The sequence below is a fragment of the Halovibrio variabilis genome (assembly GCF_007991175.1).
GTDB lineage: Bacteria > Pseudomonadota > Gammaproteobacteria > Pseudomonadales > Halomonadaceae > Vreelandella > Vreelandella variabilis.
On the sequence record NZ_BJXV01000006.1, the window covers coordinates 120,209 to 135,323 of the forward strand.

General features: G+C 57.1%; 13 protein-coding genes. 1 reads left to right on the plus strand and 12 read right to left on the minus strand.

The features are described from left to right. Positions 1 to 46: 46 nt before the first annotated feature. The 11 genes from HVA01_RS06320 to HVA01_RS06370 all read right to left on the minus strand — a co-directional run bounded on the left by HVA01_RS06320 (position 47) and on the right by HVA01_RS06370 (position 13,233). A complete protein-coding gene (locus tag HVA01_RS06320; protein WP_146874033.1) occupies positions 47 to 1,342 on the minus strand; it encodes an adenylosuccinate synthase in 1,296 nt (431 codons plus the stop codon). After that, a complete protein-coding gene (locus HVA01_RS06325) occupies positions 1,342 to 2,538 on the minus strand; it encodes an ATP phosphoribosyltransferase regulatory subunit (RefSeq protein WP_146874035.1) in 1,197 nt (398 codons plus the stop codon). Before HVA01_RS06325 ends, HVA01_RS06320 begins: the two co-directional genes overlap by 1 nt. Positions 2,539 to 2,737: 199 nt before the next feature. Further along, a complete protein-coding gene (gene hflC / locus HVA01_RS06330) occupies positions 2,738 to 3,628 on the minus strand; it encodes a protease modulator HflC (protein WP_146874037.1) in 891 nt (296 codons plus the stop codon). Beyond that, positions 3,629 to 4,876, minus strand: coding sequence for an FtsH protease activity modulator HflK (hflK, locus tag HVA01_RS06335; protein ID WP_146874039.1), 1,248 nt, complete (start codon positions 4,874 to 4,876; stop codon positions 3,629 to 3,631). It abuts the gene before it with no gap. A gap of 147 nt (positions 4,877 to 5,023) precedes the next feature. Then, positions 5,024 to 6,334: a ribosome rescue GTPase HflX gene (hflX, locus tag HVA01_RS06340; protein ID WP_146874041.1), complete on the minus strand. Its 1,311-nt coding sequence runs from the start codon at positions 6,332 to 6,334 to the stop codon at positions 5,024 to 5,026. A 37-nt stretch (positions 6,335 to 6,371) separates the two neighbouring features. Beyond that, positions 6,372 to 6,620 (minus strand): RNA chaperone Hfq, encoded by a 249-nt coding sequence (gene hfq / locus HVA01_RS06345; protein WP_007114649.1) that lies wholly within the window; start codon positions 6,618 to 6,620, stop codon positions 6,372 to 6,374. A gap of 190 nt (positions 6,621 to 6,810) precedes the next feature. Next, complete coding sequence (gene miaA, locus HVA01_RS06350; protein WP_146874043.1) at positions 6,811 to 7,749, minus strand: tRNA (adenosine(37)-N6)-dimethylallyltransferase MiaA; 939 nt, start codon at positions 7,747 to 7,749, stop codon at positions 6,811 to 6,813. 60 nt (positions 7,750 to 7,809) lie between these two features. Beyond that, positions 7,810 to 9,756, minus strand: a complete 1,947-nt coding sequence (mutL, locus tag HVA01_RS06355; protein WP_146874045.1) for a DNA mismatch repair endonuclease MutL — start codon at positions 9,754 to 9,756, stop codon at positions 7,810 to 7,812. A gap of 23 nt (positions 9,757 to 9,779) precedes the next feature. Further along, positions 9,780 to 11,240 carry an N-acetylmuramoyl-L-alanine amidase gene (locus tag HVA01_RS06360; protein ID WP_146874047.1) on the minus strand — a complete coding sequence of 487 codons (1,461 nt, stop codon included), beginning with the start codon at positions 11,238 to 11,240 and terminating at the stop codon, positions 9,780 to 9,782. Continuing rightward, a complete protein-coding gene (tsaE, locus tag HVA01_RS06365; RefSeq protein ID WP_146874049.1) occupies positions 11,231 to 11,728 on the minus strand; it encodes a tRNA (adenosine(37)-N6)-threonylcarbamoyltransferase complex ATPase subunit type 1 TsaE in 498 nt (165 codons plus the stop codon). Before tsaE ends, HVA01_RS06360 begins: the two co-directional genes overlap by 10 nt. 11 nt (positions 11,729 to 11,739) lie before the next feature. Beyond that, positions 11,740 to 13,233: an NAD(P)H-hydrate dehydratase gene (locus HVA01_RS06370; RefSeq protein WP_146874051.1), complete on the minus strand. Its 1,494-nt coding sequence runs from the start codon at positions 13,231 to 13,233 to the stop codon at positions 11,740 to 11,742. A 112-nt stretch (positions 13,234 to 13,345) separates the two neighbouring features. On the opposite strand from HVA01_RS06370, the gene queG reads away from it, so the two are divergent. Then, positions 13,346 to 14,491: a tRNA epoxyqueuosine(34) reductase QueG gene (gene queG, locus HVA01_RS06375; RefSeq protein ID WP_146874053.1), complete on the plus strand. Its 1,146-nt coding sequence runs from the start codon at positions 13,346 to 13,348 to the stop codon at positions 14,489 to 14,491. Here the strand turns inward: queG and orn are convergent. After that, positions 14,467 to 15,051 (minus strand): oligoribonuclease, encoded by a 585-nt coding sequence (orn, locus tag HVA01_RS06380; protein ID WP_146874055.1) that lies wholly within the window; start codon positions 15,049 to 15,051, stop codon positions 14,467 to 14,469. The two genes, queG and orn, sit on opposite strands and share 25 nt — an antisense overlap. Between the last annotated feature and the right edge of the window lie 64 nt (positions 15,052 to 15,115).

Below are 15,115 nucleotides of genomic sequence, written 5' to 3' on the forward strand. Positions count from 1 at the left end.
TTGTTCATCTGCTCATCTATTCATTAATAACCCGCTTGAACCACGCTTAATCATCGAACGGGTTGCGCAGCACGATGGTTTCCATACGATCAGGACCGGTGGAAATAATATCGATACTGGTACCCACCTGCTCTTCCAGGAAGCTGATGTAAGCGCGGGCATTGGCAGGCAAATCGGCGACTTGCTTGACCCCCAGCGTCGACTCTTTCCAGCCTGGCAGGTCCTGGTAAAGCGGCTCGATGGCTTCGTAGCCTTCCGAATCCACCGGGTTATCCAGCACGTCGCCATCTTTACTGCGATAGCCAACGCAAACGCGGATATTTTCCAGCCCATCCAGCACGTCAAGCTTGGTCAAACAGATACCCGAGACCGAGTTGATCTGTACCGCGTGGCGCAGTGCCACGGCGTCAAACCAGCCGCAGCGGCGCGCACGACCGGTGGTGGCACCAAACTCGTGGCCGCGCTCGGCAAGATGACGGCCATCGACGTCAAATAGCTCGGTGGGGAACGGGCCTGAACCAACGCGAGTGGTATACGCTTTGGTGATACCCAGCACGTAGTCTAAATACAGCGGGCCAACGCCAGAGCCTGTCGCGGTGCCGCCCGCCGTGGTATTGGAGCTGGTCACGTACGGGTAGGTGCCGTGGTCGATATCCAAAAGCGAGCCTTGCGCCCCTTCAAACAGGATATTCTCACCGGCTTTGCGCAGGTCGTGCACCATGCTGACGGTGTCGCACACCATGGGACGCAGCTCTTCTGCCATCTGCATCGCGGTGTCGAGCACCTCCTGGAAATCCACCGCGGGCTCGCCGTGGTAATTGACCAGCACAAAGTTGTGGTAGTCGAGCACTTCTCCCAGCTTGGAGGCAAACCGCTCGCGGTGCAGCATATCGCCTAGGCGGATACCACGGCGGGCGACTTTGTCTTCGTAAGCAGGACCAATACCGCGGCCGGTCGTGCCAATTTTGGCAATCCCACGGGCTTTTTCGCGAGCCTGATCCAAGCGCACGTGGTAAGGCAGAATCAGCGGGCAGGCAGGCGACAGGCGCAAGCGCTCGCGGACTGGAACACCTTTGGCTTCCAGCTCACGCATCTCTTTGATTAACGCTTCCGGCGAAAGCACCACACCATTGCCAATCACACAGCTTTTGCCTGGGCGCAAAACGCCGGAGGGAATCAGGTGGAGGACGGTTTTTTCACCGTCAATCACTAGCGTGTGACCCGCGTTATGACCACCCTGAAAACGCACTACGGCGGAGGCTGACTCGGTGAGCAGGTCAACAATCTTACCCTTGCCTTCGTCACCCCATTGGGTGCCCAGCACTACAACATTCTTACCCATTATGATGCACTCGTCTCTTGTGTCAGGGCCGTTGGCTGCCAACGACCATCGATAAGCTCAAGACGGCGGTCACAGTCATGCTCCGCCGGCCCAGTACGCTGCCCAGGCAGCGCTTGAATCACGCGTTCCCCCTGCTCACGCAGCGCAACAACGGCAGCGTTAAGCGACTCATCTTGCTTGGCGGGCGACCAGATAGCGCCGCTACGCGGCGATACCAGCGCTAACGAGGCCAGCTGCTTCAGGTCCATCGAGAAACCGGTGGCCGGGCGCGCACGGCCAAAGGCTCGCCCGGTATCGTCGTAACGCCCACCTTTCGCAAGCGCATGTCCGTAGCCTGGCACGTAGGCAGCAAACATCATGCCCGTGTGATATTGATAGCCACGCAGCTCTGCCAAGTCAACGTACAGCGATACGTCAAAGCGTGCCAACACGCCTTGATAAAGTGCATCCAGCTGATCCAGCGCCGCGGTGACCGAGGCCGGCGCGCCCGCGAAACGCTCCCGCGCTTGGCTTAAAACCTCCGCGCCGCCATGCAGTTCACCCAGGGCTAACAACATGTCGGCTATTGCCGGGTCGCTCACACTGGCATGTACAAGCTGCGCCAACTGGCTAGGCGACTTCAGCGCCAGCGCCTCGAATAGCGCACTTTCTTGCTCGTCACTGAGTGCTGCCGCCTCGGCAAGGCTACGGTAAATACCGATATGCCCTAGCGCCAAGTGGACCTCTTCGGCACCCGCTGCTTGCAGACTGGCCAGGGCCAAGTGAATAATTTCCCCGTCAGCCTCAAGACCGGCATGCCCAAACAGCTCAACACCCACCTGCACGGGGCTGCGCCCACCTTGGTGCTGGTCTGCCTTGGCACGTAAAACGTTAGTGCAGTAGCACAGGCGCACTGGCCCCTGACGCTTTAACGAATGGGCATCCATACGCGCCACCTGTGGCGTAACGTCCGCCGAAGCGCCCATCATACGACCGGTTAACTGATCGGTCAGCTTAAAGGTTTGGAGATCAAGGTCGGTACCGGTGCCGGTTAACAAGGAGTCCAGAAACTCTGCTGGCGGCGGCATTACCTGGTCGTAGCCCCAGCGATGATAAAGATCGAGCAGCGCACGGCGCAGCTCTTCCATGCGGCTTGCCTGAGGCGGAAGTACCTCATCCATGCCGTCGGGCAATAGCCAGCGGTCAGCGATGGTCATGTGAACAATCCTGCAAGACGATGAAGGCCCAATCCATTCAGGCAGTACTGGCACTTGGCCATTGACTGCATCAGCGTTGAATAAGGGCCACAAAAAAACCGGGCGACGCCCGGTTAATAAATTCTATCACGTTTATTGGCCGGGTGAACCCCGCTTGGCGGTAGGTAAACCGAGGCGGGGAGACCCGACCAGTGACGAGTTACTCGCTGTCACTACCTGCTGGTGAAGGATTGCGCAGATAGCGGAAGAAATCGCTATCCGGCTCCAAGACCATCATGTTGTTATCGTCAGCAAAGCTTTCACGATAAGCATTTAGGCTGCGCCAGAAAGAGAAGAACTCCTGATCCTGACCGTAAGCTTCTGAAAAGATCGCCGCGGCCTGGGCATCACCTTCACCGCGTAGTGTCTCAGAGCGCTCATTGGCCTGGGCAAGCAGGACTTGACGACGACGATCCGCGTTAGCGCGAATACGCTCGGCTTCTTCCTCACCCTGGGCGCGCCATTCACGGGCTTCACGCTCACGCTCAGAGCGCATGCGATCAAACACAGCCGCGGAGACGTCTTGGGGTAGATCAATCCGCTTGATACGAATATCGCGAATCGCCACGCCCAGCTCGTCACGCATTAACTCGTCTAGCTCTGCAGTAGGGCCGGTCATTAGATCATCGCGGCGCTCGGCGATAATTTCCTGAAGATTCAAGCGGCCAAACTCGTTACGCAGGCTTTCATCCACCCGCGGCTGAATCAAACGAACCGCCATTAACTCATCGCCCGCCGTCGCCTCGTAGTAGCGAGTGGGGTTAATCACCTGCCACTTGACGTAGGAGTCGACGATCACCGCTTTCTGCTCAAGGGTCAGATAGCGGCTGGTATCGGTGTCCAGCGTCAACAAACGCACATCAAATTTACGAATCGTTTGCGCGATCGGCACCTTGGTATGTAAACCAGGCTGAATGTTCTCTTCGATGACCTCACCAAAACGCAGTTTCACGGCGCGTTCGGTTTCATCTACCACGTACAGAGTGTTGCTCGCCAGCCACGCCACGGCAGCTAGACCACCAACAATCAGCAGGGATCGATTATTAATCATTTACCGGCCCTCCCTGCGGATAGAGCTATTATTGTTACTGGATGAGGAACTGCTGCCCTGTGTATTGCGCAAGCGCTCAAGCACAGCGGGGTCTAGCGACTCGTTACTATTGGCATTATTACCCGACGATGAACGATTGCCACCCCGCAGCTGATCCAGCGGTAGATACATTAGCGGGGCGTTGTCACTCACATCCAGCAACACCTTCGGCGTATTACCAAAGACTTCTTCGATTGCGTCCAGGTACATCCGCTCACGCATGATGCCCGGTGAATTGCGGTACTCGGTCAACAGCGAATTAAAGCGGTTAGCTTGACCCTGCGCTCTAGCAACCACTGACTCGCGGTAACCCTGGCCTTGCTCAACCACACGCTGGGCCTGACCTTGCGCTTCAGGAATGATCGCGTTGGCGTAAGCGATACCTTGGTTAATCGTACGCTGACGATCTTCACGGGCACGGATAACGTCATCAAAGGCGTCAATCACGGGCTCGGGGGCCGAGGTGGACTCAATGTTGATGGTTTGTAAACGAATACCGGCACCATAGTTGTCGAGATAGGACTGCAAACGGCTAGACACCGAGCTACCCAGAATCTCACGGCCCGAGGTAAGGATATCGATCATATCGGTACCACCCACCACGTGGCGCAATGCTGAATCCAACGCGTTTTCAATCGAAGTGGCCGGATCACGCACGTTGAGCACAAAGTCACCAGGGTTAGCCACTTGGTACTGCGCTGAAATTTCCACTTCAACGATATTTTCGTCACGGGTCAGCATCGACTGCGTTTGCGTCAGTGAGCGTACGCGGGTCACATTAACCATACGCACTTCGTCGATCAGCGGCGGGTTCCATTGCAAACCTGGATCGACAATGCTTTGGAATTCGCCAAAGCGTAGCACAACGCCGCGCTCGGATTGGTCGACGAGGTAGAACCCCATCGCCGCCCAAATCGCCAATGCGGCGACAATTAGCAAGCCCGGCAGCGCAAAAGGATTACGGCTTTTACCGCCACCACCGCCGCCGGTTTTTTTGCCACCGCCCTTCTTGCCGCCACCCAGCATGCTATTTAGCTTGTCTTGAAACTTTTTGAGCGCTTCATCCAAGTCGGGAGGGCCTTGGTTGTTGCCTCCTTTATTGCCGCCATTATTACCGCCACGGTTGCCATCGCCGTCGTTTCCACCGCGTCGGCCGCCACTGCTCCAAGGGTCGTGCTGATTGCCACCACCAGGCTCATTCCAGGCCATACTTCGTCTCCACTAAGGTATTCACTAACGCCAGTGGCGTCGTGGTTAAACGATGCCACCACGTTTTGATATTGTTGCTATATAAATCTTGTACCATTTTTATACGAGGTAGCATACTGCAGCGTACTAGAAAACAGGGTGGATAGACTACCACTCATCAGTTTCACGCAGTGCTTCAGGTAAATAGGTATTGGCGCGTTCGCCCAGCTGTGCCATCAATTGGTTAAAATCGCGACGCGGCAAACGCACATCCAACACCGAATGTCCCTGATCGTCAAAGTCTTCCCCGCGAACGGCATTCAGCTCATGCAGGCCAGCACGCAGCTTACCTTGCTCAGGGTTTAGTGTCAGCGAAAAGCCAATAACATCCTTTGCCAAGCGCTCAGAAAGCGCCTCGTGCAGCAGTTCAAGCCCCTGTTCCTGCTGGGCTGAAAGCCACACAACCTCTGGAACACCCTGGCCGTCGCGTTCAATACGCGGCGAACTATCCAGCTTATCAATTTTATTCATGACTTTAAGCACCGGTACATCATCGGCACCGATCTCTTTAAGCACCAACTCTACCTGCTCAACGTTCAGCTCACGGTCTGGGTCTGCCGCATCAATCACGTGGACTAGCAGCGTGGCTTCGGAGGCTTCCTGCAGCGTGGCTTGAAACGACTCGACCAGCTTGTGCGGCAAGTGGCGAATAAAGCCCACGGTATCCGCCATCACCACGGGACCCACGTCTTCAATCTCAAGCCGCCGTAAGGTGGGGTCCAGGGTCGCAAACAGCTGGTCCGCGGCGAACACCTCGGCATTGGTCAAGGCGTTGAACAGCGTCGACTTGCCCGCGTTGGTGTAACCCACCAGCGAAACACTGTGAATTTCAGCACGCGAGCGGGCACGACGATTCTGGTCGCGCTGACTGCGGACTTTATCCAGCCGTTTATGAATCGATTTAATTCGCCCACGCAGCAGGCGACGATCCGTTTCAAGCTGCGTCTCACCTGGGCCACGCAGACCAATCCCGCCTTTTTGGCGCTCAAGGTGTGTCCAGCCCCGCACAAGGCGGGTCGACATATATTCAAGCTGAGCAAGTTCAACCTGCAGCTTACCTTCGTGGGTTCGTGCCCGTTGGGCAAAGATATCGAGGATCAAACCAGTACGGTCAAGCACTCGACATTTAAGCTCTTGCTCAACGTTGCGCTCTTGAGAGGGACTTAAACTGTGGTTGAAGATAACCAATTCTGCCGCATGAGCGGCGAGCAATGCCCGCAACTCTTCCAACTTACCTGACCCGATAAAGGTACGCGAATCAGGTCGATGGCGGCTAGCAGTGAGTAGAGTCGCAGGCTCTGCACCAGCAGAGCGTACGAGCTCTAAAAACTCACCCGGGTCTTCACGTTTTTGTTCATCATGAAAATCGACGTGAACAAGAACTGCCGTTTCACCGGCGTCTGGGCGTTCGAAAAACAATCAATACCTCGTGGACTCTCTTGCTTATCCAGCGCTGTTAAATCTCCGCATCTTGCTCTGCCGGGTCTTGCGCAGGCAAACGTACGTTACGAGATGGCACAACCGTGGAAATAGCGTGTTTATAAACCATCTGACTAACGGTATTGCGTAACAAAATAACAAACTGGTCAAAGGACTCAATCTGGCCCTGCAACTTAATGCCGTTGACCAAAAAGATAGAGACCGGAATGCGCTCTTTACGCAAAATATTCAAGTACGGATCTTGAAGGGACTGCCCTTTGGACATGTTGCTCTCCCTAAAACTGTCGTTGGGGTTAATTATCAAATGGCGTGCCCTACTGGTGCTACGCCGCACTATTTTTTTACTGCCCGAAAGGTCAAGTGTTGCCCGAAGAGCCTGTGTTACTCGAAAGGCTTAGCTAACAGCCCGGCCGAAAACACACTTACTAGACACTATCCTAAAAAACCATCTTACGCTAAGCACTGCTTTCACGCACGAATTTCAGCACCTTATCCAACGCGTCTGGCCGTTGTGAATCTACCCAGGTAAGCTCGGGCCAGCTTCTTAACCAGGTTAATTGTCGCTTGGCGAGCTGACGCGTGGCGATCACGCCACGCTCAACAAGCGTGGCATAGTCGTAGCTACCTTCCAGGTACTCCCACACTTGACGATAGCCAACACTTTTCATCGCCGGTAGACCTAAATGCAAGTCATTACGCTTTCTGAGGGCGCCCACTTCATTTATCAAGCCCTGTGCCAACATTAGTTTAAAACGCTGCTCGATACGACGGTGCAAAAGGTTGCGATCGCTGGGCGCTAAGGCTACTGACAACACCCGCCAGGGAAAGGTTTCCGGCTGCTGTTCCGCCCATAGCTCACTCATCGGTCGCCCACTGGCGTAATAGACCTCTAGCGCGCGCATCAGCCGTTGCGGATCATTGGGATGAATACGCTGAGCTGATACCGGGTCCACTGCCGACAACGTTTCATGCAGCGAGGCAAGGCCCTGTGATTGCCACTGCACCTCTAATTGCTGGCGAATGGCGGCGTCCGCTGAAGGCAAATTGGCCACGCCTTCGATCAGATGCTTGTAGTAGAGCATTGTGCCCCCTACCAATAAAGGCACGTTACCCGTCGCGCTGATTTGTCGCATATGGCTTAGCGCATCTTGGCGAAAATCGGCCGCCGAATAGGGCTCAGCGGGATCACGAATATCGATTAAGCGGTGTGGCGCACGGGCAAGCTCCGCCGCACTGGGTTTGGCACTACCAATATCCATACCACGATACACCATGGTTGAATCAACGCTAATCAGCTCGTGGCCTAAACGCTCGTGTAGCGCTATCGCGGTATCGGTTTTACCGGCGGCCGTGGGGCCCATCAAAAAAATCGCCCAGGGGCGGGTATCAGCCATGCGCGGTTCCGTTAGCTAAGAAAATGGTTGTTAGTGGTCACACGGCTAGTGGTCGCACGACTATTGCCCCCGCAAGAAGAGCCGATCAAGCGCTTTTAGCCCCATCTGGGTCCAGGTAGGGCGCCCGTGATTGCATTGATCGCTGCGCTCGGTGCGCTCCATATCGCGCAGCAGTGCATTCATTTCATCGATGGTCAGCCGCCGATTGGCGCGCACACTGCCATGGCAAGCCATGGTGGAAAGTAGCTCATGCAACCGCGCCTCCACTTGATGTGTACGCCCATAGCGCGCCAACTCTTCCAGCATTTGCCGCACCAGCGCCTCAGGGTCAGCCTGGGCCAGCAGCGCGGGCAATTGGCGCACCAGCAGCGTCTCTGGCCCGGCAATATCCAGTTCAATCCCCAGTTTGGCGATGGCGGCTTGCTCGCTCTCGGCGGTGGCTACTTCTGCGCGGCTAGCAGCGATGGAAACTGGCACCAGCAGCGGCTGAGCATCCAACCCTGTGGCGGCAGCCAGCTGGTTTTTCATACGCTCGTAAACGATCCGTTCGTGGGCGGCGTGCATATCCACCAGCACAAGCCCTTCGGCGTTCTGGGCCAAAATATAAATACCGTGCAACTGACCCAGCGCAAACCCTAACGGCGGCGGCGCAGTGGGGTCGTCAGCAGGCATTGCCAGCGGTGCTTCGCGTACTTCATTGCCGCGCTCATTAGCCGCACTCACCTGCGGCGTTAACAGCGACTCTTCATGATTGGGGTGAAGCGCCTGATAGCCCTGCATAAAGCGGCGCACGCGCGCCGCACCTGGGTGGCGATCCGGCGAGTGGGTTAATGCGATGCCCTGCTGCTGCCAGCGGGCCTGCTCGCTAGCGCCTGAATGCTCACCAGAACCCTCACCTGGACCCGCAAATGAGTCTGCCACACCCTGTGGCGATGCGCCTAACGTATCGGCAGCATCGGTCTCAGCTATGCTCTCGGCGGGTTTCGCGGACGCCAGGCAGTGATGCAAGCTCGAATAGAGAAAGTCGTGGACCATGCGACCGTCGCGAAAGCGCACTTCGTGTTTGGTGGGGTGCACGTTAACGTCCACGACATCCGGATCAAGCTCCAGATAAAGCACGAACACCGGATGACGGCCGTTAAACAAAACGTCGCGGTAGGCCTGGCGTACCGCGTGGGCGACCAAGCGGTCGCGCACTACGCGCCCGTTAACAAAAAAGTACTGCTGGTCGGCCTGAGAGCGTGAATGGGTAGGCAGTCCTACCCAGCCACTTAATCGCAACCAACCGGCTTCACGCTCAATATAGCGAGCGTGCTCGATAAAGTTCTTGCCTAGTAGCGAGGCAATACGCCGCTCGCGAGCAGCCGTCGAGTGCCCCGGCGGTAGCTGATGAATCACTTTTTGATTGTGGCGCAGCACCCAGGCAATATCGTAGCGCGATAGCGCCTGACGGCGAAACGCCTCTTCCACGTGGGCAAATTCGGTTTTTTCGGTGCGCAGGAACTTACGCCGGGCGGGCGTATTAAAAAACAGATCGCGCACGCCGACGCTAGTCCCCCGAGGATGTGGTGCCGGGGTCACCCGCGCGTCCATTCCTCGCCCTTCAGCGACTACCCGCCAGCCATGGCGGGGGTCGTCTTCGGCGTTGGAGATCAGCTCCAGCCGCGAGACGGAACTAATTGAGGCCAGCGCTTCGCCACGAAAGCCTAGCGAGCTAACGCCCTCTAAGTCCTCCAGGCTGCCGATCTTACTGGTGGCGTGGCGGGCCAATGCCAGCGGTAAATCCTCTTCGCCAATGCCGATGCCGTCGTCGCGCACCTTAATCAGCCGCGCACCGCCCTGCTCAATCTCCACTTCAATGCGCTGGCTGCCCGCATCAATAGCATTTTCAATCAGCTCTTTGGTCACCGACGAAGGCCGCTCGACCACCTCACCCGCGGCAATCTGGTTAGCCAGCCGGGGATCAAGCACATGAATACGCGGCGCGGTAGCGGTACTATCAGTCAACTCGGCACCTCATAAACGGAATCTCATGAACGGGGAATTTGTAACACTTGGCCGACACGAATCACGTCGCCATTAATATCATTGGCCTGCTTCAACTGATTGACCGGTACGCCATGGCGTACGGCAATCGCCGACAAGGTATCGCCCGACTGAATCCGGTACTCATTACCCGAAGGACGGCGCTGATTATCGCGCTGCCAAGCGAGCAGGCTGGCCGGTGGCGGATAGCGCTCAAAATGCTCGCGCAGACCACTAAATATAGCTTTCGAAAGCCCCGACTGATGCACCGGGTCGCGTAGGCGACGCTCCTCATCGGGATTGGAAATAAAGCCAACCTCAATCAGTAGCGAGGGGATATCAGGTGACTTCAGTACCATAAACCCGGCCTGTTCCACCCGTGATTTGTGCAGCCGATTCATCCGTCCTAACTGTTCTAATACCTGTCCGCCGATCGACAGCGAGTCGTTGAGCGTGGCGGTCATGGTCAAATCCAACAAGACGCCGCGCAGCACCTGATCTTTATCACGTAACGAAAGGGTGCCATCAACACCGCCAATCAGGTCGGAGCGGTTCTCGCTATCCGCCAGCCATTGAGCGGTTTCCGAGGTCGCGCCGCGTTGGGAAAGCGCATACACCGAACTGCCTTGAGGCCGTGGGCTGGTGAAGGCATCGGCGTGGATGGAAACGAAAAAGTCCGCCTTCTGTTCACGCGCCAAGGCCGTACGTTGACGCAGCCCTATATAGTAGTCGCCATCCCGCGTTAACACCGCCTTAAAGCCCGGCGTTCCATTAACCTCAGAAGCTAAACGCCGGGCAATTTCCAGCACCACGTCTTTTTCACGGGTGCCTGAGGGGCCAATTGCCCCCGGGTCTTCGCCGCCGTGACCGGCATCAATGGCGATAATAATGTCTCTGCGCGGGTGCGGCTTGGCTGGCTGTACTTTTACGGCTTCGTCCGGGGACGACGCGCTGCCCGGCACTTGCTGTTGCGCGGTCGCTTGGCGCTGGGACTGAGTCTCCTGATCGCGAATCATCGCTTCAATGGGGTCAATGGGGTTCTCAACGGCGCTTTCCCCAGGGTATTCAAGGTCGACCACGAGGCGGTGCCCGTATTGATCATTGGGCCTCAAGGTAAAATGGCGCGGCTGTATTTCCCGGTTGAGCTCAAGCACCACACGCAAACCGCCGCCATCGCGCACGCCGGTTCGCACCGAGGTAATCGCACTGTCATTTAGCGGCAGCGTGCTGGGGTCGGTGTCTATTTGGGTGTCCTCCAAATCAATCACCAAGCGTGCGGGGTTCTCAAGCGAAAACACGTTGGCGTCTGTTGCCGCGGATAAATCAAACACCAACCGCGCATGATCTGGCGCCGCCCAGAGGCGCATACTCTCGACAGTGGTGGCTTGGACGTTAACCGCCACAAGGGCAAAAAAACTGGCGACCAACAGGCGACATAAACGCGCCACTGTGCCCTTCATTTCCATTGAATCACACCGTTTCCCCGCTGCTCGGAACCCACTTTGTGGTGTAATAAAGCCAGCAAACGCTGGCCGTTATCACTACAGGCCGTTAACGAGATGCGACGCCCTTGAGGCGCCACCTCCAGCATCAGACGAAGATCCGGCGCGGGTAGCCACCCTTCACCGCGGCTGGGCCACTCAATGATGCTGAGCGCCTCGTCGGCGAGCACGTCGCGGCCGCCGATAAATTCAAGCTCCTCAGGGTCCGCCAAGCGGTACAAATCTAAATGATAAACGCGCAGGGTTCCCAACTCATAAGGCTCGACTAGCGTATAAGTGGGGCTTTTGACCGCCCCTTGATAACCATAAGCCCGCAGGATGCCCCGCGTCAGGGTGGTTTTACCGGCCCCTAACTCGCCTTCCAGATAAACCCGCCCACGTGCTTCCAATACGTGCCCTAACGCTTCGCCAAAGGCGACCTGAGCCTCTTCATTATCTACTTGCACCTGCATAAAGGCTGCCTTCACGGATTGATCAACATTCGCGCATAGGATGCCAGATCGCTAGCCAGCAGGCCACGCTCACCTTCTTGCGCGGCGGCACGATCAGCGGCTAGCGCATGTACCATGGTGGCCAGCCAGGCGCTGAACTCGATGTTACCGCGCTGGGCGATCAGCGCCCCCAGCATACCGCTGAGTACGTCGCCCATGCCGCCGCTGGCCATGCCGGGATTGCCGTAGGGGCACACCACCAGCCCGCCAGGGCCAGCAACCAAGCTACCCGCGCCTTTTAAAATCACCACACCGCCGCGAGCGCGCTGAAGCGCCTGGGCAGCGGCAGGACGGTCGGCTTGAACCTCCGCTACAGAACAGCCCAACAGCCGCGCGGCCTCGCCAGGATGTGGGGTCAACACCCAGTTTTCACGCTGAGTGTCCGGCCACTGGCTGGCCAATAAATTAAGCCCGTCAGCATCGATCACCAGCGGCGCCTCTGACTGCAGCGCACTTTGTAGCACCGCCTGCCCCCAGGCGGCTTGGCCAAGGCCTGGCCCTACCACCACTACGTCCGCTGACTCAGGCAACTCACCGACATCGGCGCCGCCACGTACACCGTGTGCCATCACTTCAGGGCAGCGTAGCAAACTGGCGACAATATGCTCGGGGGCCGTCGCCAAGCTCACTTTGCCTGCGCCCAACCGCGCGGCGGCCTGGCAAGCCAGCAATGCCGCACCGCCAAAACCGGGCGCGCCACCCATCACCAGTACGTGCCCCATGTCGCCTTTATGGCTCGTGCGTAGGCGCGGCGCAAACGCCTCTGTCAGCAGCAAATCATCCAGCCGCCAAGCGGTGGGAAAAATGTCGAAATAGGCCTGGGCCTTGACACCCAGAGGGCGAAAATCGATCTCCCCGGTGTAGGCTGGCGCATCGCCGGTGTGCAAACCGATTTTATCGCCGATAAACGTCACCGTGCAGGCGGCCTGTACCGCAACGCCCGGCGCGGCGCCCGTATCAGCCACTAAGCCCGAAGGAATATCAATCGACAGTACCGGGCGATGCGCGGCATTGATCATTTCAACCGCGCGGCGAAAGCGTCCCGCTACTTCGCCGGTCAAGCCAGTCCCCAGCAACGCGTCGACGATCACTTCCCCGGTCAATTCAATCCCGGCGTGCCAATCTTCGCAGCCGACGCCCGCCGAGGTTGCCAACTGCGCGGCCTGTGAGGCATCACCGCTTAGCTCATCAAGGGGTTTAAGCGCGACTCGCTGCACTTTTAGCCCTGATTGCATGGCCAACGCCGCCAGCACATGGCCATCGCCGCCGTTATTACCGCCCCCACACATAACGGTTAAACTACGCGCTTGCGGCCAGCGTGAACGGAAGCTGTGCCAGGCACTTGATGCAGCGCGCTGCATCAATGCAAAACCGTCGATGCCAGCGGCAATGGTGCGTCGGTCAAGTTCGCCCACCTGGGCAGCTTTGTATAGAGGGCGTAGTGTGGAAGTATTGGGGACCGTCACGATCTCTCCTTGCGCATATTTTGATGGCTGCTAATGCGTTAGCATAGCGCTTAACGCCTTGCCGTTGACTGACTTGTAGACACTACTATTTTCAGAGCCATTTTGAAGAACCATGCCGGATTCCACCGCCTTAGCACGTTCTCGCGACGCATTTTCTGACCAAGCGCTTGCTCGCCTTGCCGACCTGATCAAAACCTGGGGCCGCGAGCTGGGCTTTCAGCAGGTGGGCATCACCGATACTGAGCTCTCAAACCATGAAGCCCACCTGGACGCCTGGCTCGAAAAAGGCTACCACGGCGAAATGGGGTTTATGGCCAAACATGGCACCAAGCGTACGCGACCCGCTGAGCTTGAGCCTGGGACGCAGCGCATTATCTGCGTGCGCATGGACTACCTGCCCGCCGAGGTCGAAAGCACCAAGGTACTTGGTCAACCCAGCCGCGCCTATGTATCGCGCTACGCCTTGGGGCGCGATTATCACAAGCTTATGCGCAAACGGTTAGCCCAGTTAGCCAAAAAAATTGAGCACGAAGTCGGCGACTTTGGCTACCGCGCTTTTGTCGACTCCGCGCCGGTCATGGAACGCGCCCTGGCGCAAAAAGCCGGGCTTGGCTGGTTTGGCAAAAACGCCATGCTGCTCAACCCCAAAGCGGGCTCGCTGTTCTTTCTGGGTGAACTGTATACCGACCTGCCGTTACCCGTCGATACGCCGTTTAGCGAGGAACACTGCGGCAGCTGTAGCGCTTGTCGTACCGCCTGCCCCACCGGCGCTATCGTCGATGATAAAGTCATTGACTCGCGCAAGTGCATTTCTTATCTCACCATCGAACTGGATGGCGCCATTCCCGTTGAGTTTCGCCGCGCCATGGGCAACCGTGTCTACGGCTGCGACGACTGCCAGCTGGTATGCCCGTTCACCCGCTTCACCCGCATAACGAAAGAGAATGACTTTGCACCGCGCCACGACCTAGACCGCGCGTCGCTTATTAGCCTGTTCGCCTGGGGCGAAGCGGAGTTTCTGGATAAAACCGCCGGCAGCCCGATTCGGCGAATAGGCTATGAACGCTGGCTGCGCAATATCGCCGTTGGCTTGGGCAATGCGCCCTGGAGCGAGGCCGTAGAAGCCGCACTATGGTCACGCAGAGCCTACCCAAGTGAGCTAGTGCGTGAACACGTCGCCTGGGCACTTGAAGAACAGCGCGGGAAGCGCGTTAAGCGTATTGCTACTGACACCTACTCTTCTTCGTCGCTGTGCTGATCAACAATCAAAAACGTGTTGCGGTAATGGGCAAGCTCGGCAATCGACTCTTTAATATCATCCATCGCCAAGTGGACATTCTTTTTACTAAAGCCCACCAGCGCGCCAGGGTTCCAGCGTTTGGCCACCTCTTTCAAGGTCGATACATCAAGGTTGCGATAGTGGAAAAAATTGAGCAGCGCCGGCATTTCGCGCTCCAAAAAGCGCCGATCCTGATGAATACTATTGCCGCACATGGGCGACGACCCCGCCACCGCGTACTGCTGCAAAAACGCCAGGGTTTGCTGCTCAGCTTCTGCAGTTTCTACCTTGCTGGCTTTCACCCGTGCGACTAAGCCGGACTCGCCGTGGGTTTTCTGATTCCAGTCATCCATCTGCGCCAGCAGGCTATCGGGCTGCTTCACCGCCATCACCGGGCCTTCCGCCACGACATTCAAATCCGCATCGGTAATTAGCGTTGCCACTTCAATAATGCGCTCTTTATTCGGGTCCAAACCGGTCATTTCCAGATCAATCCAGACCAGTAGATCATCCCGCGGCGCTGTCGTTTGGTTACTCATTCGCTTCGTTCCTTTGCCAGATTGGCGGTTATCAGTGTGCAATTGTGCCTTAAATTCAAAAATG

Excerpts from the sequence above, each read along its gene's own strand:
- HVA01_RS06320 (WP_146874033.1), bottom strand. The coding sequence starts at position 1,342 with ATGGGTAAGAATGTTGTAGTGCTGGGCACCCAATGGGGTGACGAAGGC.
- HVA01_RS06325 (WP_146874035.1), bottom strand. The coding sequence starts at position 2,538 with ATGACCATCGCTGACCGCTGGCTATTGCCCGACGGCATGGATGAGGTA.
- hflC (WP_146874037.1), bottom strand. The coding sequence starts at position 3,628 with ATGATTAATAATCGATCCCTGCTGATTGTTGGTGGTCTAGCTGCCGTG.
- hflK (WP_146874039.1), bottom strand. The coding sequence starts at position 4,876 with ATGGCCTGGAATGAGCCTGGTGGTGGCAATCAGCACGACCCTTGGAGC.
- hfq (WP_007114649.1), bottom strand. The coding sequence starts at position 6,620 with ATGTCCAAAGGGCAGTCCCTTCAAGATCCGTACTTGAATATTTTGCGT.
- miaA (WP_146874043.1), bottom strand. The coding sequence starts at position 7,749 with ATGGCTGATACCCGCCCCTGGGCGATTTTTTTGATGGGCCCCACGGCC.
- HVA01_RS06360 (WP_146874047.1), bottom strand. The coding sequence starts at position 11,240 with ATGGAAATGAAGGGCACAGTGGCGCGTTTATGTCGCCTGTTGGTCGCC.
- tsaE (WP_146874049.1), bottom strand. The coding sequence starts at position 11,728 with ATGCAGGTGCAAGTAGATAATGAAGAGGCTCAGGTCGCCTTTGGCGAA.
- queG (WP_146874053.1), top strand. The coding sequence starts at position 13,346 with ATGCCGGATTCCACCGCCTTAGCACGTTCTCGCGACGCATTTTCTGAC.
- orn (WP_146874055.1), bottom strand. The coding sequence starts at position 15,051 with ATGAGTAACCAAACGACAGCGCCGCGGGATGATCTACTGGTCTGGATT.